This is a genomic window from Microvirga sp. HBU67558, from assembly GCF_018069605.1.
Lineage (GTDB): Bacteria > Pseudomonadota > Alphaproteobacteria > Rhizobiales > Beijerinckiaceae > Microvirga > Microvirga terrae.
Genome location: NZ_JAGPUP010000551.1, coordinates 16053 through 37883, shown reverse-complemented (window position 1 = coordinate 37883; position 21831 = coordinate 16053). Strand labels below are relative to the sequence as shown.

The following is a 21831-nucleotide window of genomic DNA, read 5'->3' as shown; positions in this document are numbered from 1 at the left end:
ATCATTTGCGATCATTATACGAATGTCCTATCACTCCATTGATTGACTGTGATCGGTTCACGGCTCAGTCTCAGTCGGAACTTGCGTGAATCTGAAAGGTCCCTGATCCTTCCGATCATCGTTGCGCCGCCCGTCGAGGAACCATGCACGAACGTGAAAGGCACCGGATCATCCTGAGCGCCGTCCAGGAGAAGCCGGTCGCGACAGTCCAGGATCTCGTGGAGCTGACCTCCGCGTCGGAGGCCACGATCCGCCGCGACATCGCGGCCCTCCATGTTCAGGGGCGCCTGCGGCGCGTCCGCGGCGGCGCGGAGGCCCTTCACCCGGCCCAGATCGGCAGCCTCGCGGCCAAGCCCTTCCGCGTCTCGGAGGCGGAGAACATCGCCAAGAAGCGCGCCATCGCCCGCGAGGCCGTGGCTTTGTGCACCGAGGGCGACGCCATCATCATCAATGGCGGCACGACCACGTTCCAGATGGTGCATTACCTGTCGGCCCGGCGGCTGCAGGTCTTCACGAATTCGTTCGCCATCGCCGAGCACCTCGTCAAGCATTCCAAGAACCAGGTGATGCTGCCAGGCGGTTCGATCTATCGCGACCAGAGCATCATCCTGTCGCCGTTCGAGAACGACGTGACGCGCAACTTCTACGCACGCCGCATGTTCATGGGCGCCCAAGGCGTCGGCACGCTGGGCGTCATGGAGCAGGACGCCCTGATCATCCAGGCCGAGCAGAAGCTCATCAATCAGGCGGACGAGCTGGTCCTGATGGTGGATTCCACCAAGTTCCAGCGCCGCTCCAGCCTCATTCTCTGTCCCCTCGACCGGGTCTCCACGCTGATCACCGACGACGCCATCCCGGATTCGGCCAGGACCATGATCGAGAATGCGGGAATCAAGCTGATCATCGCCCGAACGACGGCGGCCGATCAGTCGATGGAATCCTCATCGGCGGCCTGAGAGCCGGCGAGAGGTGCTTTGAAAGGGAGGAAGAACATGAAAGCATTTGCGAAGCTCGCCCTCGGCACGGCACTCGGTCTGGCCCTGTTCGCCGGCCAGGCCACCGCCCAGACCATGAAGATCGGCCTCGTGGCGAAATCCCTCGGCAACGGCTTCTTCGAGGCGGCCAACAAGGGCGCCCAGGAAGCCGCCAAGGAACTCGGCGGCGTCGAGGTGATCTATACCGGTCCGACCAGCACGACCGCCGAAGGCCAGATCGAGGTGATCAACGCGCTCATCGCCCAGCGAGTCGACGCGATCGCGATCTCGGCCAACGATCCGGATGCGGTCGTCCCGGCGCTGAAACGGGCCGCGCAGCGCGGCATCAAGGTGATCTCGTGGGATTCCGCCGTCGGCAAGGACGGACGCATCGTTCACCTCAACCCGTCGTCGAACGAGCTGATCGGCAACATGTGCCTGAAGCTCGCCGCGTCCCATCTGCCTGACGGCAAGGGCGACTTCGCGATCCTGTCGGCGACCTCCACCTCGACCAACCAGAACACCTGGATCGCCGAGATGAAGAAGCAGCTTCCGAAATATCCGGGGTTGAACCTCGTCACCACCGTGTACGGCGACGATCTGGCCGACAAGAGCTACCGCGAAGCGCAGGGCCTGCTGAAGTCGCATCCGAACGTGAAGGTGATCGTCGCCCCGACCACGGTGGGCGTGCTCGCCGCCTCGCAGGTGGTGAAGGATGCCGGCAAGATCGGTCAGGTCTACGTGACGGGCCTCGGCCTTCCGTCCGAAATGGCCGGAGCCGTCCATTCCGGCGCTACGAAGGAATTCGCGATCTGGAACCCGATCGACCTCGGCTACTCGGCCACGCAGATCGCCTATCGCCTCGTGAAGGGCGAGACCGACGGCAAGCCCGGTTCCGAGATCAATGCCGGTCGCATGGGCAAGATCAAGATCGGCGACAACGGCGAGGCCGCCATGGCCGACCCCTTCGTCTACAACAAGAGCAACGTCGACGAGTTCGCCAAGATCTTCTGAGATCGCTTCAAGCCACACGGGAAGGGCGCAGCGATCCGCGTCCTCCCTGCACTCATCGGCGATTGACAGGCTTTTCCATGTCCGTGGTTCAGGCGCTTCCCGAGATCCAGGTTCCGCTTCTGGAAATGCGCGGCATTTCGAAGTCGTTTCCCGGAGTCAAGGCTCTCGATCAGGTGGATGTCGCGCTCCATCCGGGAACCGTGACGGCGCTGATCGGCGAGAACGGGGCCGGCAAGTCGACCCTCGTGAAGATCCTCACCGGGATCTATCGGCCGGATGCCGGCGAGATCGTCGTCGACGGTGTTCCGGCGCATTTCGCCAATGCCGAGGCGGCGATCCGGAGCGGCATCACGGCGATCCATCAGGAGACCGTGCTCTTCGACGAGCTCTCGGTCGCCGAGAACATCTTCCTCGGGCACGCGCCGAGGAACCGCCTGGGCTTTGTCAATTGGGGCGCCATGAACGCCCGTGCGGCGGCGCTGCTCTCCTCCATCGACGCGCCGATCAGCCCCTACACGCGGCTGAAGGATCTCTCGATCGCGCATCGCCATCTCGTGGCCATCGCGCGCGCCCTGTCGGTCGAGGCTCGCGTGGTCATCATGGACGAGCCGACCGCCGCGCTCTCCTACAAGGAGGTCGAGGATCTCTTCCGGATCATCGAGCGGCTGAAGAAGCAGGGCAAGGCCATCCTGTTCATCAGCCACAAGTTCGAGGAGGTCTATCAGATCGCCGAGCGCTTCGTGGTGTTCCGCGACGGCCGCTCCATCGGGTCCGGGTTGCTGTCGCAGACCGGGCAGGACGAGATCGTGCGCATGATGGTCGGCCGTTCCGTCGACCACGTCTTTCCGAAGACCGACGTGGCGATCGGCGCAACCGTCCTGAAGGTCTCGGGCTATTCCCATCCGACCGAGTTCGACGGCATCTCGTTCGACCTGCGCCGCGGAGAAATCCTTGGGCTCTACGGCCTTGTCGGGGCAGGGCGGTCGGAACTCTGCCAAGCGCTGTTCGGCATCACCCGGCCGAGCGCCGGATCGCTCGAGCTCGAGGGACGGGCCGTCGATATCCGGTCGCCGGCGGACGCCATCGCGGCCGGCATTGTCTATGTGCCCGAGGAGCGCGGCCGTCACGGCGCCGTGCTGCAGATGCCGATCTTCCAGAACATCTCCATGGCGACGCTCGGCCGGACCACCCGGGCCGGCTTCCTCCGGCAGGCGGAGGAATTCGCCCTGGCCCGGCGCTATGCCGAGCGGCTCGATCTTCGCGCCGCCGCGCTCTCGGTCCCCGTCGGCACCCTGTCGGGCGGCAATCAGCAGAAGGTGGTGATCGGGAAATGGCTCGCCGCCAGGCCGAAGGTCATCATCCTGGACGAGCCGACCAAGGGCATCGACATCGGGTCGAAGGCCGCCGTGCACGCCTTCATGAGCGAGCTCGCCGGCGAGGGGCTGAGCGTGATCATGGTGTCGTCCGAACTGCCCGAGATCCTGGGCATGTCCGACCGTGTGATGGTGATGCGGGAGGGGCGGATGGCAGGTCTCTGGGAGCGCGGCAACCTCGATGCCGAGACGCTGGTGCGCGCCGCCACGGGCAACGTCTGACGGACAAGGAAGCTGGGACCGATCGATGAGCCGAATCCTGAAATACCGTGAACTCCTGCTGGTCGCGATCATCGCGGTCCTGATTGCGGTGTTCTCCTTCCGCGCGCCGGGCTTCGCCGCTCCGGAGAGCCTCGCCAACATCTTCAACGACACGTCCATCCTGATGATCCTGGCGCTCGGCCAGATGGCCGTGATCCTCACCAAGTCCATCGACCTGTCGGTGGCCGCCAACTTGTCCTTCACCGGCATGGCGATCGCCATGACGAACGCGGCCTTTCCGCAGATCCCGCTGCCGCTCCTCATCGCGGCCGCCATGGGACTCGGTGCGCTGCTCGGGGCGATCAACGGCTTCATGGTCTGGAGGATCGGCATCCCGTCCATCGTGGCGACGCTGGGCACGCTCACGATCTACCGCGGCATGGCGTTCGTGCTCTCGGGCGGCGCCTGGGTCAACCAGACCCAGATGACTCCGGCCTTCCTCAATACGCCGCGCGTCTCCCTGCTCGGACTCCCGCTGCTCGGCTGGACGGCCATCCTGGTAATCGCCGCCATCAGCCTCGTGTTCACCCGCACGGTGTTCGGGCGTGCGCTCTACGCCGCGGGCGGCAATCCGACGGCGGCGCTCTATGCCGGCATCGACGTGGGCCGCACGCGGTTCTTCGCCTTCGTCCTGTCGGGCGCTCTGGCGGGCCTTTGCGGCTATCTCTGGGTGTCCCGCTACGCGGTCGCCTATGTGGACATCGCGGCCGGGTTCGAGCTCGACACGGTGGCGGCCTGCGTGATCGGCGGGATCTCGACCCTCGGCGGCATCGGGTCCGTCGGCGGCGCCGTTCTCGGGGCCCTGTTCCTCGGCGTGATCAAGAACGCGCTTCCGGTGATCAACATCTCGCCGTTCTGGCAGATGGCCATCTCCGGCTTCGTGATCATCGTGGCCGTCCTCTTCAACGCCCGGCAGGAGAAGCGGAAGGGTCGCCTCATCCTGCGCGACGCCGTCAAACGCGGTCCGACGCTGTCGGAAGCGCCAGCCGAGGGAGCCGCCGCATGAGCACGCTCATTCTGGAGAAGCAGCCGGCCCGGCACATCCCCGACAAGCTCTCCACGCCCGCCGGGCGAATCCTCGGCAGCTGGGAGACCCTGCTGGCCGCGGTCGCAATCGCGATCTTCATCGCCAATTCCCTGGCGTCGCCTCACTTCCTCGATCCGTGGAATCTGTCGGACGCCACCTACAACTTCACCGAGAAGGCGATGATCGCCTTCGCCATGACGCTGCTGATCATCTCGGGCGAGATCGACCTGTCGGTGGCGGCCGTCATCGCCCTGGCGTCGACCGCCATGGGAGCCGCCGCGCAGGCGGGATTCCAGACGCCGGCGCTGGTTGGGGTCGGGCTCGGCGTCGGGCTGCTCTGCGGGGCCTTCAACGGCTTTCTGGTTGCGCGGATCGGCCTGCCCTCCATCGTCGTGACAATCGGCACCATGAGCCTGTTCCGCGGCATCGCCCAGATCGTCCTCGGCGACCAGGCCTATGGCGGCTATCCGGCGAGCTTCGCGTGGTTCGGGCAGGGCTACATGTCGGACTTCTCCTGGTGGCCGACGCTTCCCGGATTCGAGGTGGTGACCTTCGAGATGGTGGCATTCCTGATCCTCGCCGTCCTGTTCGGCATCCTGCTCCACTGGACGGTCTTCGGGCGCTGGATCTACGCCATCGGCAACAACGCCTTCGCGGCGCAGTTCTCCGGCATCCCGGTCCGGCGCACCAAGTTCACCCTGTTCCTGATGACCGGGCTCATGAGCGGGTTCGCGGCCGTATGCCTCACGTCCCGCCTGGGCTCGACGCGCCACACCATCGCGGCGGGCTGGGAGCTCGAGGTGGTCACCATGGCGGTGCTCGGCGGTGTGAGCATCCTCGGCGGCTCCGGCACGATCCCGGGCGTGGTGCTCGCCGCCATCGTCATGGGGCTCGTCACCTTCGGGCTCGGCCTTCTCAACGTTCCCGGCATCGTCATGTCGATCTTCATCGGCCTCCTGCTGATCCTCGTGATCGCGCTGCCCATCGTGTTCCGCCGCATCCGCTCGAGGACCCCCGCATGAGTGCCAGGGAAAAAGTCGCGTTCAAGATGCAGCTCAATCCCGGCATGGAGGAGGAATACCGCCACCGGCACGACGAGATCTGGCCGGAACTGGTCGAACTCCTGAAGGACGCCGGTGTCGAGGACTACTCGATCCATCTCGACCGGGAGACCGGGATCCTGTTCGGCGTTCTGTGGCGGCGGACGGATCATCGCATGGCGGATCTGCCCGGCCATCCGGTGATGAAGCGCTGGTGGGCCCACATGGCGGACATCATGGCGACCAATCCCGACAATTCGCCGCTCGACACGCCGCTCGTCACCGTCTTCCATATGGCGTGATCCCATGAAAGTCGCTGTGCTCGATGTCGGCAAGACCAATGTGAAGGCCGTCATCGTCGATGCCGACGAGAGGCGTGAAGTCGCCGCCCGCACGCGTCCCAACAGGGTGCTGACCGACGGACCCTATCCGCATTTCGACGTGGACGGGATCTTCGCGTTCTTCATGCAGTCCCTGAAGGAGCTCAACGCCGAGTGCGGGTTCGACGCCATCTCGATCACCGCCCACGGCGCGAGCGGTGCGCTTCTCGGGAAAGACGCCCTGGTGATGCCGGTCCTCGACTACGAGTTCCGCTACCCGCCGGAGATCGACGCCACGTATGACGCGATCAGGCCGCCCTTTTCGGAGACGTTCTCGCCGCGCCTGCCCGGCGGCCTCAATCTCGGAGCACAGCTGCACTATCAGAAGACCGCTTTCCCGCAGGCCTTCGAGACCACACGCACCATCGTCACCTACCCGCAATACTGGGCCTGGAGGCTCACCGGCATCGCCGCGACGGAAGTGACGTCGCTCGGCTGCCACACCGATCTCTGGCGGCCGCAGCAGGGGAGCTTCTCCTCGCTCGTCGAGCGGCTGGGGATTGCCGACAAGCTGGCTCCCGTCCAAAAGCCGTCGGACCGTCTTGGTGATGTGACGGAAGAGATCGCCGGGACGATCGGGCTCGCTCGCCCCGTGCCTGTCTATTGCGGCATCCACGACTCGAATGCGTCGCTGCTGCCCCATCTCGGTCAGCATCAGGCGCCGTTCGCCGTCGTCTCGACCGGCACATGGGTGGTGATCTTCGCGGTCGGCGGAGACCTGGATCACCTCGATCCGACGCGAGATACGCTCGCGAATGTGGACGCTCTCGGGCGCGCAGTGCCGTCGGCCCGCTTCATGGGCGGGCGTGAATTCGAGCTGCTCACAAAAGGCCAGGGGACGGCGACGCCGGACGCCATCCGCCGCATCGTGGACGAGCGCATTCTCCTGACGCCGGGCGTCGTGCCCGGATGCGGCCCGTTTCCCGCTGCACGCCATCGGGTCGTCAATGCGTCGAACGATCTGAATCCTGATGAGACCTATGTGGCGGCCTCGCTTTACGCGGCTCTCATGACGAAGGCTTGTCTCGATCTCACCCGCGCGGCAGGCCTGGTCATCGTCGAGGGTCCTTTCGCGCGCAATGCCCTCTATGTGGAAGCCCTGTCGAAAGCGGTCGGGCGCGCGGTCATTCCCGTTTCCGGCTCGACCGGGACAAGCATCGGCGCGGCGCTTCTTGCGCTTGGAACTTCAGATCCGCTCGCGGCTCGGGAACAGCCCGCGCCCGTCCTCAACCAGCTTCCGGCCGCGTTTCACGAATATTGTGCCGAGTGGGGCCTCCTTGTGGAGAAGGATGCCGTCTGAAGGTCTTTGGAGCACCCGCAGGGTTGCTGGAAGTCAGCTGACGAGCATTCGACAGAGATCAGAGTCGTCAGGCCGCGCCCGATTCAGTGAAGAAGATTGCATGTATCGTTAGAGCGTTCGCTCCGCATTAACTCGTTATAGTAAGAACAGCCATTAACCCTATCCTTAATCTGCCATATTGCAGCCGCACTGCGACGCTTACCTTAAGGCACAATGACCTTGAAACATTGGAAAAGCGAAACAGGCTGCTGATGAAATTGGAACGAAAGAACCTAACGTTTGCTGCAGACACGAACACCATCCTGTCTGAATTGGAACGCACGATGGTCGCATCGATCGCTCTGATGAAGCGCCTGCGGCGCGAGAGAAGGCGTTCGGTCCGGGTGGAACGGTCGGGCGAAGATCAGAGCGCCTGACCGAAGCGCTTTCGACGCACTCCCGAAAACGACGGCGCGGCTCTGCGCCATTCACCACGGGGGGCCAGCAGGAACCTCGATGCGTGAGCCGCGCCGATCGAAGGAAGTCGACATGGGTGACGCTCCGAAGCGGCTTCGATAATCTGTCGGGCAAATGCCCGTGTGGCGCTTGAACAGGTCTCGGAAGAAAATCACGTCGTCGTACCCGACCGCCCGGCTCACCTCCTGGATCGTCTGCTGCCCGTCCTCCAGCAATCGTTTCGCCATGGTCACGCGAACGATGTGAATGTAGCTCATCGGCGTGTGACCGGTCGCATCCTTGAAGCGGCGAATGAAGTTGCGCGGACTCATGCCGACCCTGGCTGCGATGGCATCGACGCCGATCGATTGCCGAAAATGCTGGTGCACCCAATCCTGCGCGCGCTGGATGTTCTCATCCCTGTGATCCCTGCGAAGAACGACATCGGCAAAGGCGATTTGCCAGGTTCGCGGCATCTCGATGAGCAGGGCTTTGGCGCATTGCAAGGCGATGTCGCGGCCGGCAAGCCGCTCGACCAGATAAAGGCTCAAGTCAGCGGCTGAGTTGATGCCGCCGCTGCAGGCGACGTGTCCGGCATCGGTGATCAGATAATCCGGCTGCCAGTCCACCTCCGGGAAGCGCTTGCGATAAACATCCGCCAATGCCCAATGGGTCGTTGCAGGCTCCCCGTCGAGCAGTCCCGCCTCGGCAAGCAGGGCGACCCCCGAACAGACACCGGCGATCCTCGCTCCTGCCTTGGCCCATGTCTGCAGCCAGGGGATGACGCCGGCGTTGCGCTCGATGACCGCGTCGATGGAGTAGCCCGTCTGCATCAGCGTATCGAGCGGCAGCCCGCCCGCCGGGACGAAAACGAGATCCGGTCGCTCCACCGTCTCGACGGCGCTGGAGGGGAGAAGCGAGACCAGCTGATCCGTCACGGCCGGGCCACCTCCAAGGGAGGCCGTCGTCACGCGGAATCGTGGTTCCGGTGCCTTGCCGCTGAGAAGATTCCAAAGGGTCCCGGCATTGCGGAAGATCTCCATCGGGAGCAGGGCCGTCGAGGCGCAACCGCCATTCAGGAACAGAACGACCACATGGAGCATCGCGGGTCTCCTTGGCAGTCTTGCCCCCTCACGTTGTCATGATCGCCTCTCCCGGGCAAGTAAACTTCCAGGCACAGTCGAGCAGAGTTCGCCGCGTTCGCGGCTGGTGCCGGGCGAGTGCGCCCGCCGACGCCTTTCCCTTCCATCACTCCGGGAATTCGTGCTCATGACAACCCTCATTGCCCAGCGCAACCGCCCCTCGGCGAGATCCCTGCTTCTCTCGGCAAGCGCCGCTACGATCATTCTCACGGCAGCTCCCGCGTTTGCTTGTCCGCTGGGATCTCACGACAGCCCGCGAGTGCGGATGCTCCACGCCCTGCAGATGTCGGGCGCGTCCGGCCCGGGGCATCATCGGGATGTCGCCCAGCTCCAAGCGCAGCCGAAGCGCACGGAACTCGGCAGCTACAGCCGTGACCTGCCGAAAGGCGCGGCAGCACCGCGCGCGGACGGACGACCGCCCCTCTACGACAATCTCGGCCAGCTGTCCTGGGCGGTGACCAAAGACCGGAACGGGCAGGCTCAGTCCTATTTCGATCAGGGTTATCGCCTGGGCTGGGGCTTCAATCACGCGGAGGCGGCGCGGTCCTTCCGGGCCGCGCAGGAACTCGACCCGAACTGCGCCATGTGCCTGTGGGGTGAAGCGTGGGTGCTCGGCCCGCATATCAACTATCCGATGGATGCGGACGCGAACGCGCGCGCCCTCGTCGTCCTGGAGAAGGCACGAGGCCTGGCGGCGGACAACGGAGACCTCCAGGTCGCCCTGGTGGAGGCCCTGTCGAAGCGCCACTCGTCCGATCCCAAGGCGGACCGCAAGGCCCTGGATCAGGCCTATGCGGACGCCATGGAGGAGGTGCAGGCCCGCTTCCCGCAGAACGCCCATGTGGCGCTGCTCACCGCCGACGCGCTCATGAACCTCACGCCCTGGGACTATTGGGCGGACGGGGGAAAGACGCCGAAGGGCAAGACGGAGAGGATCGTCGAACTGATCGAGGGCGTTCTCGGGACGCGTCAGGTCGGACCGCTCGAGGCGAACCCCGATCATCCCGGGGCCATTCATCTCTACATCCATGCGGTCGAAGCATCGGACCGTCTGGAGCGGGCAGTCCCGCACGCGGAGCGGCTGGAGAAGCTGATCCCGGGCGCCGGCCATCTGGTGCACATGCCGAGCCATATCTGGTATCGGCTCGGCCGCTGGCGCGACAGTCTCGACGCGAATGTCCGGGCGGAGGCGGCCGATGAGGCGTTTCTGCAGCAGGGAAGTGCGAGCCTCCTCTATTCGGAGGCCTATTACGCCCACAATGTCCATTTCGTCATGGTGTCGGCTCTGACGGGCGGTGACGGACGCACCGCGGTCGCAGCCGCGCAGAAGCTCTCCGGCATCGTGTCGGACCGAGCCAAGCGTGAGGTGCCCTGGACGCAGCCGATCGCCGCCGCACCCTACTACGCGCAGGCGCTCTTCTCGATGCCCGAGGATGTGCTGGCTCTCCCGAAGCCGGAGGGAGATTTCCCCTTCGTCGAGGCCGCTTGGCATTATGCCCGCGGCGTGGCCTTCGCGCGTCTCGGGCGGGCGGACGAAGCTCGGGTCGAGGCGGCCGCGATCGAAAGCCTGGCCAAGAAGCCGGAGATTTCCGCACTCCCGGATGCCGGTGTGCCCGGACCGGACCTCATGACCATCGCGGCCCATGAGATCGAGGCACGGATCGCGCAGGCCGCGGGAGATCAGGCGAAGGCAGCGTCGCTGTTTGCGGAGGCGGCGGCCATCCAGGATCGGCTGCCCTACATGGAACCGCCATACTGGTACTATCCGGTGCAGCAATCCCTCGGCGCGGCCCTCATGGCCCAGGGAAGGCCGATGGAGGCCGAGGCCGCGTTCCGTGCCGCGCTCCAGCGTTCGCCGAACAATGGATGGGCGGCTGCCGGTTTGCTGCGCGCCGCACAGGCGCTGAACGATCAGCAGGCAGTCGAGGAAGCTGAAGCCCTGATGCAGAAGAACTGGTTCGGCGCGGGCATGCCCGCACCTGATCGGCTCTGAATTTCGCACGTCGCATTGCAAGCGCCGGAGACGGCTCCGATGCGCCATCAGCGTCGCCTCCGTCACCTCGCCCGGGGCGGCTCTCTTCGCCAGAGCCACGCCGGGATCGCGCCTGCGCGACCGCGGATCGCGGTCGCCCGCGGTCCGTCGAGGCTTCCGGATCGAAGGACGATCCGGGCGGGCCCGGCCGCTTGAAGTAGGTCGTCGCTCATGGCGATATCGGCCTGATGCGTGGCTGCCACTTCCATCAGGCGGCTCGCGACATTGACCGTGTCGCCCGTTGCCGTGATGTGCTGATGGCTGTCCCCGCCGAGACGTGACGCGATGATGCCGCCATGATGGGCGCCGATCTTGAAGCCGATGCGCGTTGCGATCGGCTCCGGCAAGGACGCGAGCCAGATCTCCATGCGCGCGCAAAGCCCAAGGCAGGCCGCCAGAGCATTGCCGGCATCGTGGGGAGAGGGGTCCGGCAGCCCGAACAGGATCATGGCGCCATCTCCCATGAAGGATGCGACGATCCCGTGATGGGCGACCGCTTCCTCATCGACAAGGGTGTGGAAGCTTCGAAGGACTTCCCGGGTCTCGTCGATGGAGATCATTTCGGTCATGCCCGTGAAGCCCGACAGGTCGATGAAGATCACCGCCGCCTCCTGGCGGATCGGCTGCATGAGGAAAGCCGGATCCTTCGTCAGCCGCTCGGTCAGGCTCGGCGGCTGAAATCTCTGCAGGGTTTTGCTCTGCGCGCTCAGACGATCTGCCCGGCGCCGGTCGAGCCAGAGCTGCGCTGCGCCAAAGAACGTGACTGCCGGTACGGCAGCCAGGAGAGGCAGAGACGCACTGAGCCAGATCCCGCGTGTGAAGGCCACGACGGTGACGCCGATCCACCCGAGGGCACTACTGGCGATCAGTGCAAATCCCCAGGCGCTGCGCTGCCAGGAGAGCAGGAGAACGAACAGGACAGGAAGGATCACCGCCACGGCGGCATCGACGGTTCGCACGCTCCTGTCCCTGACCAGGCCGTCGCCTTCCGTCAGATGAGCGATCGCCGTGGCCAGAACCTCGACGCCCGGAAGCACCGGGTCGAAGGGGGTCGAGAAGGTGTCGCCGCCGCCCGTGACCGTCGCGCCGATCACGACGGTTCTGCCGCCAATGGCGTCCTCCGCGAGGGTGCCGTTCAGAACCTGGGCGGCGCTGACCGTGCGGATGGTTCCGCCCGGGCCGTAAAAGCGGAGCGGCAGAGCGTATCCTGTCTCGGTTCGGGTCGATGCGCCGCCGAGCTCGACGCTCTCCGAACCCAGAACCGGATCCTGCTTCACGGCCAGGGAGGCGGCCCGCAGCGGAAAGGACGGCACGATCCGGTCGCCCGATTGAAGCAGAAGCGGGACATGGCGCGGAACACCTGAAGCGTCGATCGCGATGTTGACCACACCGAGGGCCGCCGCACCTGTCAGGGAGCCGAGCGGCAGGAGCAGGCTCTCCGCCTCCGGAAGGAGGGTGTCCAGGCTGCGATCGCTCACAATGCGCGAACGGTTCTCCCCCGGCTTGAAAACACCCGCGGCGGCCACAACGCTCGGCGATTTCCGCAGCGCCTCCGCGAGCGCAAGATCGCCCTGCGGCGGACCGGGGTCGATGAACAGAATGTCGAGCGCGATGACATTGGGCTTCATGAGCGCCAGCGATGAAACCAGCTGCGCCATGGTGGCTCTCGGCAGCGGATAGGACCCAGTCGTCTGGATCGTCTGGTCGTCGATGGCCACGATGGTGATCGCGTCTGGAGCAGGACGTGGCCCCTGAATCAGGAATCGAAGATCCGCAAGCGGCGCTTCCACGCGGTCGAGGAGATCGGAGCCGCCTCGCCAATGCGGCAGGGCAAGGCCGGCGCCCCAAAGCCCAGCCAGGGCCGCGGCGATCAGGGTCGAGGCATGGCGCCGCCCCATGAGGAGATTATCGTCCGAAACGTGCCAGGAGGGCGGACGCGCGCGCGGCGGGCCATCGTCTGACGACAAGGGGCGCCGTCCCCACCTCCACGTCGACGCCTTCGCCGGGGCTGAGCGTGACGCTCCCGGGCCCGCCGCGCGTCCGCCGCACGGAGACACGGCCGGCCACCACGAAAACGGAGGTCCGGCCTCCCGCGACATCGACGGCCCATTGCGTGCCGCGCACGGCCGCGATGGCCTGCGGCGTCCGCACCTGGAAGCTCCGCCTTCCAGGTGTCGCGGGCGCGTCGACGAGAACCGCGCGACTTCTCAAATCGATCGCATCCGGACGGGCGTCGCGGTTCTGGTCGACGAGACCGAAGTCGGCCCCCGCCTCCGCCTCGACCGTGAGGCCGTCATGGCAGCGCAGAACTTGCCGCGGCGGAGCTGCCGTCGCCTGCATGACGCATCCGATGCTCTGTGCGTCGGCACGCCCGATCCCGGCAAGACAAAGGGCGAGACCGGGCAGAAGAAGCCGCGTGATAGCGGCACGCGGTGCGAAAGGACCGATCTGACACAATGCCATGCTTCAATTCCGGCGCCGGCGATAGGCAGGTTCTTGCGGGGGGACGGTTCTCGCCGCATATACTATGGAGGCCAAGAGCGGGCCAGGGATGTGCTCGACAGCACACCCCGATCCAGCCAATCCGCGCCGCTTCGAACGGACAACGCCACGGCGATGTGGCGTCACAGCTTGCGTGCGACGAAGAAGAGGCGTGGGAAGCGCAGCAGGACCTTGCCATCGTGCTGGACGGGATAGGCTCGTGCGATCTCGGCCTGGTAGCGGCGCAGAAATTCGGGGCTTTCCTCGTCGGAAAGAGCTTCGAGATACGGCTTCAATCCGGTGCTTTTGAACCATTCGACGATGGCGTCGGGGCCGTCGAGCGGATGAACATAGATCGTCTGCCAGATGTCGACCGTGCATCCGGCCTGCTGTAGCCAGCCGTAATAATCGTCGAACGATCCGATGGTCTCCCGGGCTCTGGCAACCGGCGCGAGCCGGTCGGCCCACGGTGCTTCCTGCGCAACCCGGGTCATGAGACGGTGAGAGGACTCGTCCAGATTGTTCGGCATCTGAACGGCGAGACATCCGCCCTCCGTCAGGAACGAGATCAGGCGGTTCAGGAGCCGTGCGTGATCGGGAAGCCATTGGAGGACGGCATTGGCGAAGATCAGGTCGAAGCGCTCGTCCGGATGCCAGCTTGCGATATCGCGCTCCTCGAACTGCAGATCCGGCAAGCGCTGGCGCGCCTTGGCGAGCATGTCCGGTGAATTGTCGAGGCCGAGGATCCGCGCGCTCGGATAGCGCCTGGCGATCAGCTCCGTGCTGTTTCCCGGGCCGCAGCCGATGTCCACGCACTTCGCGGCGGCCTCCAGGGGAACACGTCCGAGGAGATCGACGGAGGGCCGGGTGCGCTCGTCCTCGAATTTCAGATATTGCCCAGCGTTCCAATCTGCCAACGGAAGGTCCTCCTCGCCGCTTCGCGCAAAGCCGCAGCGCATGACCTCGTTATCTACAGCAGAAGCTCAATCAAGAGGAGCGAAAACCTGCTGCGGGCGGTCGACGCCCCGCAGGCGGTGGCGGCCGAGATCGACGAGCGGCTGACCGAGCTCCCGGGCGAAGACCCGCGACATGAGCACTTGTCGATCGAGCTGCTTGGCCAGATCCAGGAGCCTGCTGGCGCGGTTCACGGCCGGGCCGATGACCGTGAAATCGAGCCGGTGAGACGCGCCCACATTGCCGTAGGCGACCTCGCCGAAATGCAGAGCGAGGCTATGCGTCAGCGGAGCACGGCTCGCAAATCCTCGGACGCCGTTTTCGATTTCCGTTCTCGAGCAGAACTCCTGGGCGGCCGCGAGGGCGCTTCGGCACGCGGAGGTGCCGTTCTGCTCCGGCGATGTCGGGAAGATCGCCAGGACGGAATCGCCGATGAACTTGAGAACCTCGCCGCCATGCGCTTCGACGACATCGCCGATGATTCCGAACCAGAGGTTCAGATCGGCGAGCACGTCGGGGATCGGCGAGTGCTCGGACAAGGAGGTGAAGCCGCGCAGATCCGTGAACCAGATTGCGGCTTCGATGAATTCCACCGCGCCGCGATCGACCCGGCCCTCGATGATGCGCTGGCCAGTGCGAGGCCCGACATAGGTGTCGAGCAGGTCGATCGCGATCCGCCGCAGCACATGGCGCTCCAGGTAGGGGCTCAGCACCCTTGCGGCGTATCCCAGCTGGTCGATTTCGGATGGATCGAAGCCCCGGAGATCCCGTGTGGCGAAGGAGATGGCAGCGGTGCGGGTCTGATCCAAGAACGGCAATGGATACATGACGTAATCTGTCGCGCCCGACGCTCTCAGCTCCTCGAGCAGCGGCATCCGAGGGTCGGGCGCATCGAGCCTGCGGCGGAAGGGTGCACTCGTCTCATCCACGATGCGGGTCGGACTGTTGAGATAGGACGGCGATGTTGCTGCAGTGGCCCTGTCGGATTCCCGCACGGACACGCTCTCGTCCATCCACACATGCTGCCAGCCGCTGACCTCCGGATGCAGGACCTCCAGACCGAGGGATGCGCGCCAGATCGGCACGCCTGCCCGGACGAGCTCACGGCAGAAGCCGGCGAACAGGTCCCTCACATTCTCGTGCGGCGCCCGCTCGATCAGCCAGCGCGAGATCCCGTCGATGCGCTCCGAAGCGTCCATGCGTGCCTCGCCATGATGCTCCATCTGACCATTCCGGAGACGATCTGGCAAACGCCTGGGAGCATCCATACCCTTGGGGCGAACGTGAGGATTCCCCTTTTACCGATCGGGCGGAGACGGTAGAACGGCACGGCCCGCCTGGAAATCCCGTTCCGGTGCCGCGTCGACGCGGCGAGCAAAGAGGACCTTCCCGTGACAGATCATCTTCCCGCCGTCCTCGATCGGATCGACACCGACCTCGACAAGAGCCTCGAGCGTCTCTTCGAGTTCATCCGCATCCCCAGCATCTCGACGGATCCAGCCTACAAGGCGGAGTGCCGTCAGGCGGCGGAATGGCTCGCGGCCGAACTGCGGGACCTGGGCTTCGATGCCTCGGCGCGCATGACCCAGGGCCATCCCATGGTCGTCGGCCATCAGGTCGAGGCGGCCGGAGGGCCGCATGTGCTGTTCTACGGCCATTACGACGTGCAGCCTGTCGATCCCATCGAGCTGTGGACCACGCCCCCCTTCGAGCCGACCCTCGTGGCGGCTCCCAACGGCGACACCTGGATCGTCGCGCGGGGAGCCTCCGACGACAAGGGCGCCCTGATGACCTTCATCGAGGCCTGCCGGGCCTGGAAAGCGGTCTCCGGCACATTGCCGATCCGCGTCTCGATCCTCCTGGAGGGAGAAGAGGAATCCGGCAGCCCGAGCCTGAAGCCGTTCCTCGAAGCCCATCGCGAGGAACTGTCGGCGGATGTCGCTCTCGTCTGCGACACCGACATGTGGGACAACGACACGCCCGCCGTCACCACTATGCTGCGCGGTCTGGTGGGCGAAGAGATCGAGATCACCTGCGCGAGCCGGGATCTCCATTCCGGCATGTTCGGCTCGGCTGCGCGCAATCCGATCCATGTGCTGGCCGAGATCCTCGCCACGCTGCGCGACGGCGAGGGCCGGATCACGCTGCAGGGCTTCTATGACGGCGTGCAGGAACTCCCCGATGCCGTGAAGGAGCAGTGGGGCCGTCTGCCGTTCGATGAGGCAGGCTTCCTTGGTCAGGTAGGACTGAGCATTCCTGCAGGCGAGCGGGGACGCAGCGTCCTGGAGCAGATCTGGGCCCGGCCGACCTGCGAGGTCAATGGGATCGTCGGCGGCTATACGGGCGAGGGCTTCAAGACGGTCATTCCGTCGACGGCTTCGGCCAAGGTGTCCTTCCGGCTCGTGACGGGTCAGGATCCCGCCAAGGTTCGCGAGGCCTTCCGTGCGCACGTGCGCGCCCGGGTTCCGGCGGATTGCTCCGTGACGTTCAAGGAGCACGGCGGCAGCCCGGCGTTGAGCCTGCCGCTCGACGGCCCCTGGCTCAAGCCGACTCTTGATGCGCTCACGGAGGAATGGGGCCGCGAGGCGGCGCTGGCCGGCACGGGCGGGTCCATTCCGATCGTCGGCGACTTCAAGCGGATGCTCAACATGGATGCGCTCATGGTGGGCTTCGCGCGCTTCGACAACCGCGTGCACTCGCCGAACGAGAAATACGATCTGTCGAGCTTCCATCATGGCATCCGCTCATGGGCTCGGATTCTGGCCGCATTCGCGCGCTAGTCATGCATGACTGGCTTGCCGCATTCGGATCGGAGCCGCGAGGTTTCCGGTCTCGATCCGGGGCGACAGGCGGATTGTTCGGGCGTATACTCAAAGCATAGGTTACGGTTACGCGTGACCCTCCGGATGCCGCACGCACGGCCGTGATCTCAACTGCCAAGGTTTCAGCCCTGGAGGAGCGATTATGGCCAATTTCCACATTGTTGCCGGAGCAAGCGAGGTTCCGGCACATCCGGTCGTCAGAAAGATCACGCCTGCCGATTTGAAGGAAGCGCTGGCGAAGGGGTTCGATGATTTCTGGGCCATGCCGTCACACTTGGTGTTTCTCGGGCTGATCTATCCTGTCGTCGGCGTTTGCCTTGCCGCGCTCACCTTCAGCAACAATGCGCTGCCACTCCTCTATCCCTTGGCCTCGGGCTTCGCGCTGATCGGACCCATTGCCGGCATCGGTCTCTATGAGATCAGCCGCAGGCGGGAACTCGGCTTGTCGACCTCCTGGCAGGATGCGTTCAATGTTCTGAAGTCACCCTCGATCCCGTCGATCATCGCGCTCGGCATCCTGTTGCTGGTGATCTTCCTGACATGGCTGACGACGGCGCGCCTCCTCTATCAATCGATCTTCGGCTACGAGGTGCCGGCCTCCTTCGCGCAGCTCATCAGCCAGGTCCTCACCACATCCGAGGGCATGCGCTTGATCGTCCTCGGCAACATCGCCGGCTTCGTCTTCGCAGTGGCCGTGCTCAGCATCAGCGTGATTTCGTTCCCGCTCCTCCTCGATCGGGACGTCGGCGCTGCCGTTGCCGTCTACACGTCGGTCAAGGCGGTGGTGATGAACCCGCTCACCATGGCCTTATGGGGTCTCATCGTGGCGGCCGCGCTCCTCATCGGGTCGATCCCGCTCTTCGTCGGGCTCGCCATCGTGATGCCGGTGCTCGGCCATGCGACGTGGCACCTCTACCGCCGGGTCGTGGAGCCCCCGCATCCTGACGATGCCCATCCGGTGAGGTGAGGAGCCTTCATGAGCAGCGCGAGGGCGGCCCGCATTATCAGGCCGCCCTCGCGCTGCTCATGAGCCCGATCCGAAGAATGCGATTCTGGACAGGAGCGTATAATCGGATTCGAGGACCATGATGGCCACGAACACCAGGACGGCGCTGATCGGCACCAGGATGGCGTAGACCAGGGACAGCCGCTCCCATGCCATATGCATGAAGACAGCGACGATCAGCCCCGCCTTCAGCAGCATGAACAGGATGATGAGAGAATACCTGAGCAGCCCCTGGAGCTGGAAGTAGTCCACGAAATAGGAGCAGGCGCTCAGGATGAACAGCCAGGCCCAGACCACCAGGTAGAGCTTGATCGGATGCTGCTGTCCCTGCGCATGGGTTGCTGAATGTGCCATCGGGTGTTCTCACCAGAGATAGAAAAACGCGAAGATGAAGACCCAGACCAGATCGACGAAGTGCCAGTAGAGCCCCATGATCTCGACGGACTCGTAGCGACCCTTCCGGCTGGTGAAGAAGCCCCTCCGCTCATGATCGTAATCGCCGCGCCAGACCTTCCGGGCGATGACGAGGAGGAACAGCACGCCGAAGCTCACATGCGTGCCATGGAAGCCGGTGATCATGAAGAACGACGAGCCGAACTGGGCGGCGCCCCACGGGTTGCCCCAGGGGCGGACGCCTTCATGGATCAGTTTCGTCCATTCGAAAGCCTGCATGCCGACGAAGGTCGCGCCGAGCAGAGCCGTGACCAGCATCAGGACGGCCGTCTTCCTGCGATCACGGCGGTAGCCGAAGTTCACGGCCATCGCCATGGTGCCGCTGCTGCTGATCAGCACGAAGGTCATGATCGCAATCAGGATCAGGGGAAGGGACGTGCCTCCGATGGTCAGGGCGAAGACTTCGCTCGGATTGGGCCAGGGCACGGTCGTGGACATCCGGGCCGTCATGTAGGAGATCAGGAAGCAGCTGAAGACGAAGGTGTCGCTGAGAAGGAAGATCCACATCATGGCCTTGCCCCAGGACACGTTCCTGAAGGCCTGCCGGTCGGAGGAGAAGTCGGTCGCGATGCTGCGCAGCCCGGTCGCCTCGCTGTGGGTCGTCCTCAACTCCGTCAGAACCTGTTCCGCCATGTGCAGAACCCCCCTCAGGTCAGCAATTGCCGACAGATGTCCACAAAGTCTCCCGCCCAGCCGGTCATCACGCTCAGGAAGACGAGCCAGGCGAGGAACAGGAAATGCCAATAGGTGGCGCAGAGCTCCACGGACAGCCGAAGTGAGCTGTCGGCCGTCTCACGCCATGACCTTTCGATGGTCCTGCCCAGTGCGACCAATCCGCCGAGCAGATGAAGACCGTGGACGCCGGTCAGGACATAGAAGAAGGCATTGGCCGGATTTCCCGCAAGAAGGTAGCCTTCGCCGGTCAGCTGCCGCCAGGCCAGGAGTTGGCCCGAGAGAAACGCCAGGGCCGAAATGCCGGCTGCCAGGAGGCCGATCCTGAGGCCGGCCAAATCATCCCGTCGGGCAGACGTCCCGGCCCCATGCAGGGCAAGGCTGCTCAAGGCGAGCATCGCTGTGTTGAGCCACAGGATTCTCGGGATCGGTACATTGCGCCAATCCGGCAGTTGCATGCGCATCGCATAGGCGCTGATGAACAACGCGAACAGGGAGCCGATGACCGCCAGGAAGATGCCGAGCCCGATCTTGGACGGCGGGGTCGGATCCGCTTCCGGCAGGGCGCCGGTCACTTCCTGCTCCAGCCAGGGTTTCGAGGCCAGGCCTTGGCGTGCGAGCCACCAGGCGGCAATGACGGCGAGCACGCTCAGGAACAGCAGGATGCTAGCCATGGGGCGATTCCGGCGCAGTCCGCGTGATCCCGGGCTTGTTCTGCGGCAGGAAATCCTGATCGGCACCCGGGACGCTGTAATCGTAGGCCCAGCGATACACGACGGGCAGGTCCTTGCCCCAGTTGCCGTGGGGCGGCGGGGTCTCGGGCGTCTGCCATTCCAGCGTGGTGGCCCGCCAGGGATTGCCGCCGGACGGCCGCCCGTGGCGCAGGCTCCAAAACAGGTTGAACACGAAAACCAGCTGGGTCGCTCCGACGATCAGGGCCACGATGGTGATGAAGGCATTGAGGGTATGCGCCGATGGCGGGACGAAGGCCATGTCGCCCAACTCGTAGTACCGGCGCGGGATGCCCATCAGGCCGAGATAGTGCATGGGAAAGAAGATCGCATAGGCTCCCAGAAACGTGACCCAGAAGTGGATCTTGCCGAGGGTGTCGTTCAGCATGCGGCCGGTCACCTTGGGGTACCAGTGGTAGATCGCCCCGAAAATCACCAGAATGGGGGCCACGCCCATGACCATGTGGAAATGCGCGACCACGAACATCGTGTCGGAGAGGGGGACGTCGACCACCACGTTGCCGAGAAACAGGCCGGTGAGGCCTCCGTTCACGAAGGTGACGATGAACGCGAGAGCGAACAGCATCGGAACGGTCAGGTGGATGTTGCCACGCCAGAGCGTGAGGATCCAATTGTAGACCTTGATCGCCGTGGGCACGGCGATGATCAGGGTCGTGGTGGCGAAGAAGAACCCGAAATAGGGATTCATGCCGCTCACATACATGTGGTGGGCCCAAACCACGAAGCTCAGGGCCCCGATGGCCAGCAGCGCCCAGACCATCATGCGGTAGCCGAAGATGTTGCGCCGCGCATGGGTGCTGATCAGGTCCGACACGATGCCGAAGGCCGGCAGGGCGACGATGTAGACCTCGGGATGTCCGAAGAACCAGAACAGGTGCTGGAAGAGCAGGGGGGAGCCACCGTTGCGTTCCAGAGGCTGCCCCATCTCGACGATGGCCGGCATGAAGAAGCTGGTCCCGAAGATCCTGTCGAAGAGCATCATCACGGCGCCGACGAAGAGCGCCGGGAAGGCGAGCAGCGCCATGAAGCTCGCGGTGAAGATCCCCCAGACCGTGAGGGGCATGCGCATCAGGGTCATGCCACGTGCGCGCGCCTGAAGAACCGTCACCACGTAATTCAACCCGCCCATGGTGAATCCGATGATGAAGATCATCAGGGAGGCGAGCATCATGATGATGCCCCATTCCTGCCCGCCGGGGGTGCCGGAGAGGATGGCCTGCGGGGGATAGAGCGTCCATCCGGCCCCGGTCGGGCCGCCGGGCGCGAAAAAGCTCGCGACGAGAACCAGAACGGCGAGCAGATAGATCCAGAAGCTCAGCATGTTGACATAGGGAAAGACCATATCGCGCGCGCCGACCATCAGGGGGATGAGGTAGTTGCCGAAGCCGCCCAGGAACAAGGCCGTGAGCACATAGACCACCATCATCATGCCGTGCATGGTGATGAACTGGTAATAGGCGTTGGCATCGATGAAGGTGAAGACGCCGGGAAATCCGAGCTGCAACCGCATCAGCCACGACAGCACGAGTGCGATCAGCCCGACAGAGAGTGCGACGAACGAATACTGAATGGCGATGACCTTCGCATCCTGACTGAAGACGTACTTCGTCACCCAGGTATGGGGATGATAGAGTTCGACATCTTCGACATCTGCCGGGGCGACGACTCCGGCAGGACCAAGTGGCACGTCGACCATCGGCAGGCTCTCCTCGA

The 21831-nt window shown here is 64.6% G+C and carries 19 protein-coding genes; 10 read left to right on the top strand and 9 right to left on the bottom strand.

Going from position 1 to position 21831, the window contains the following annotated elements:
- The first annotated feature begins 143 nt into the window (after window positions 1-143).
- The 7 genes from KBI52_RS24485 (at window position 144) to KBI52_RS24455 (ending at window position 7369) form a co-directional block, all read left to right on the top strand.
- A complete protein-coding gene (locus KBI52_RS24485; RefSeq protein WP_173948383.1) occupies window positions 144-956 on the top strand; it encodes a DeoR/GlpR family DNA-binding transcription regulator in 813 nt (270 codons plus the stop codon).
- Between the two features lie 36 nt (window positions 957-992).
- Window positions 993-1988, top strand: coding sequence for a rhamnose ABC transporter substrate-binding protein (gene rhaS / locus KBI52_RS24480; protein ID WP_210812034.1), 996 nt, complete (start codon window positions 993-995; stop codon window positions 1986-1988).
- Window positions 1989-2065: 77 nt separating this feature from the next.
- Complete coding sequence (locus KBI52_RS24475; protein WP_210812033.1) at window positions 2066-3583, top strand: sugar ABC transporter ATP-binding protein; 1518 nt, start codon at window positions 2066-2068, stop codon at window positions 3581-3583.
- A 25-nt stretch (window positions 3584-3608) separates the two neighbouring features.
- Complete coding sequence (locus KBI52_RS24470) at window positions 3609-4628, top strand: ABC transporter permease (RefSeq protein ID WP_210812032.1); 1020 nt, start codon at window positions 3609-3611, stop codon at window positions 4626-4628.
- Window positions 4625-5671, top strand: coding sequence for an ABC transporter permease (locus KBI52_RS24465; RefSeq protein ID WP_210812031.1), 1047 nt, complete (start codon window positions 4625-4627; stop codon window positions 5669-5671). The genes KBI52_RS24470 and KBI52_RS24465 overlap by 4 nt, the downstream gene beginning before the upstream one ends.
- Window positions 5668-5991 (top strand): L-rhamnose mutarotase, encoded by a 324-nt coding sequence (gene rhaM, locus KBI52_RS24460; protein WP_210812030.1) that lies wholly within the window; start codon window positions 5668-5670, stop codon window positions 5989-5991. The genes KBI52_RS24465 and rhaM overlap by 4 nt, the downstream gene beginning before the upstream one ends.
- A 4-nt stretch (window positions 5992-5995) precedes the next feature.
- On the top strand, window positions 5996-7369 hold the full coding sequence (locus KBI52_RS24455) for an FGGY-family carbohydrate kinase (RefSeq protein ID WP_210812029.1): 1374 nt from the start codon (window positions 5996-5998) through the stop codon (window positions 7367-7369).
- Between the two features lie 467 nt (window positions 7370-7836).
- On the opposite strand, the gene KBI52_RS24450 is transcribed toward KBI52_RS24455, so the two are convergent.
- Complete coding sequence (locus tag KBI52_RS24450) at window positions 7837-8907, bottom strand: GlxA family transcriptional regulator (RefSeq protein WP_210812028.1); 1071 nt, start codon at window positions 8905-8907, stop codon at window positions 7837-7839.
- A gap of 166 nt (window positions 8908-9073) precedes the next feature.
- Here KBI52_RS24450 and KBI52_RS24445 point away from each other — a divergent pair, with 166 nt between their 5' ends.
- Window positions 9074-10939, top strand: a complete 1866-nt coding sequence (locus KBI52_RS24445) for a hypothetical protein (protein WP_210812027.1) — start codon at window positions 9074-9076, stop codon at window positions 10937-10939.
- 62 nt (window positions 10940-11001) lie between these two features.
- On the opposite strand, the gene KBI52_RS24440 is transcribed toward KBI52_RS24445, so the two are convergent.
- The 4 genes from KBI52_RS24440 to KBI52_RS24425 all read right to left on the bottom strand — a co-directional run bounded on the left by KBI52_RS24440 (window position 11002) and on the right by KBI52_RS24425 (window position 15612).
- Window positions 11002-12876 (bottom strand): CHASE2 domain-containing protein, encoded by a 1875-nt coding sequence (locus KBI52_RS24440; protein ID WP_210812026.1) that lies wholly within the window; start codon window positions 12874-12876, stop codon window positions 11002-11004.
- Between the two features lie 7 nt (window positions 12877-12883).
- Complete coding sequence (locus KBI52_RS24435; protein ID WP_247654626.1) at window positions 12884-13441, bottom strand: FecR family protein; 558 nt, start codon at window positions 13439-13441, stop codon at window positions 12884-12886.
- 161 nt (window positions 13442-13602) lie between these two features.
- Entirely contained in the window at window positions 13603-14376 is a 774-nt protein-coding gene (gene tam, locus KBI52_RS24430) for a trans-aconitate 2-methyltransferase (protein ID WP_210812025.1), read from the bottom strand.
- A gap of 66 nt (window positions 14377-14442) precedes the next feature.
- Window positions 14443-15612: an adenylate/guanylate cyclase domain-containing protein gene (locus KBI52_RS24425; RefSeq protein WP_210812024.1), complete on the bottom strand. Its 1170-nt coding sequence runs from the start codon at window positions 15610-15612 to the stop codon at window positions 14443-14445.
- A 192-nt stretch (window positions 15613-15804) separates the two neighbouring features.
- Between KBI52_RS24425 and KBI52_RS24420 the strand changes: the two genes are divergently transcribed.
- The gene (locus tag KBI52_RS24420) at window positions 15805-17193 is read left to right on the top strand and encodes a dipeptidase (RefSeq protein ID WP_210812023.1); all 1389 of its coding nucleotides are present in this window, start codon (window positions 15805-15807) and stop codon (window positions 17191-17193) included.
- Window positions 17194-17377: 184 nt separating this feature from the next.
- Window positions 17378-18202 (top strand): DUF2189 domain-containing protein, encoded by an 825-nt coding sequence (locus KBI52_RS24415; protein ID WP_173948396.1) that lies wholly within the window; start codon window positions 17378-17380, stop codon window positions 18200-18202.
- Window positions 18203-18259: 57 nt separating this feature from the next.
- On the opposite strand, the gene KBI52_RS24410 is transcribed toward KBI52_RS24415, so the two are convergent.
- The 4 genes from KBI52_RS24410 to ctaD are packed head-to-tail and all read right to left on the bottom strand — an operon-like array spanning window position 18260 to window position 21814.
- Entirely contained in the window at window positions 18260-18595 is a 336-nt protein-coding gene (locus tag KBI52_RS24410) for a cytochrome C oxidase subunit IV family protein (protein WP_173948397.1), read from the bottom strand.
- Between the two features lie 9 nt (window positions 18596-18604).
- Complete coding sequence (locus tag KBI52_RS24405; RefSeq protein ID WP_173948398.1) at window positions 18605-19327, bottom strand: heme-copper oxidase subunit III family protein; 723 nt, start codon at window positions 19325-19327, stop codon at window positions 18605-18607.
- A 14-nt stretch (window positions 19328-19341) separates the two neighbouring features.
- The gene (locus KBI52_RS24400; protein WP_173948399.1) at window positions 19342-20040 is read right to left on the bottom strand and encodes a cytochrome c oxidase subunit 3; all 699 of its coding nucleotides are present in this window, start codon (window positions 20038-20040) and stop codon (window positions 19342-19344) included.
- Window positions 20033-21814: a cytochrome c oxidase subunit I gene (gene ctaD / locus KBI52_RS24395; protein WP_210812022.1), complete on the bottom strand. Its 1782-nt coding sequence runs from the start codon at window positions 21812-21814 to the stop codon at window positions 20033-20035. The genes KBI52_RS24400 and ctaD overlap by 8 nt, the downstream gene beginning before the upstream one ends.
- Window positions 21815-21831 lie beyond the last annotated feature (17 nt).

Bases quoted from the DNA above. Each gene is read 5' to 3' on its own strand.
- KBI52_RS24485 (WP_173948383.1), top strand. From the start codon at position 144: ATGCACGAACGTGAAAGGCACCGGATCATCCTGAGCGCCGTCCAGGAG.
- rhaS (WP_210812034.1), top strand. From the start codon at position 993: ATGAAAGCATTTGCGAAGCTCGCCCTCGGCACGGCACTCGGTCTGGCC.
- KBI52_RS24475 (WP_210812033.1), top strand. From the start codon at position 2,066: ATGTCCGTGGTTCAGGCGCTTCCCGAGATCCAGGTTCCGCTTCTGGAA.
- KBI52_RS24470 (WP_210812032.1), top strand. From the start codon at position 3,609: ATGAGCCGAATCCTGAAATACCGTGAACTCCTGCTGGTCGCGATCATC.
- KBI52_RS24465 (WP_210812031.1), top strand. From the start codon at position 4,625: ATGAGCACGCTCATTCTGGAGAAGCAGCCGGCCCGGCACATCCCCGAC.
- rhaM (WP_210812030.1), top strand. From the start codon at position 5,668: ATGAGTGCCAGGGAAAAAGTCGCGTTCAAGATGCAGCTCAATCCCGGC.
- KBI52_RS24455 (WP_210812029.1), top strand. From the start codon at position 5,996: ATGAAAGTCGCTGTGCTCGATGTCGGCAAGACCAATGTGAAGGCCGTC.
- KBI52_RS24450 (WP_210812028.1), bottom strand. From the start codon at position 8,907: ATGCTCCATGTGGTCGTTCTGTTCCTGAATGGCGGTTGCGCCTCGACG.
- KBI52_RS24445 (WP_210812027.1), top strand. From the start codon at position 9,074: ATGACAACCCTCATTGCCCAGCGCAACCGCCCCTCGGCGAGATCCCTG.
- KBI52_RS24440 (WP_210812026.1), bottom strand. From the start codon at position 12,876: ATGGGGCGGCGCCATGCCTCGACCCTGATCGCCGCGGCCCTGGCTGGG.
- KBI52_RS24435 (WP_247654626.1), bottom strand. From the start codon at position 13,441: ATGGCATTGTGTCAGATCGGTCCTTTCGCACCGCGTGCCGCTATCACG.
- KBI52_RS24425 (WP_210812024.1), bottom strand. From the start codon at position 15,612: ATGGACGCTTCGGAGCGCATCGACGGGATCTCGCGCTGGCTGATCGAG.
- KBI52_RS24415 (WP_173948396.1), top strand. From the start codon at position 17,378: ATGGCCAATTTCCACATTGTTGCCGGAGCAAGCGAGGTTCCGGCACAT.
- KBI52_RS24410 (WP_173948397.1), bottom strand. From the start codon at position 18,595: ATGGCACATTCAGCAACCCATGCGCAGGGACAGCAGCATCCGATCAAG.
- KBI52_RS24405 (WP_173948398.1), bottom strand. From the start codon at position 19,327: ATGGCGGAACAGGTTCTGACGGAGTTGAGGACGACCCACAGCGAGGCG.
- KBI52_RS24400 (WP_173948399.1), bottom strand. From the start codon at position 20,040: ATGGCTAGCATCCTGCTGTTCCTGAGCGTGCTCGCCGTCATTGCCGCC.
- ctaD (WP_210812022.1), bottom strand. From the start codon at position 21,814: ATGGTCGACGTGCCACTTGGTCCTGCCGGAGTCGTCGCCCCGGCAGAT.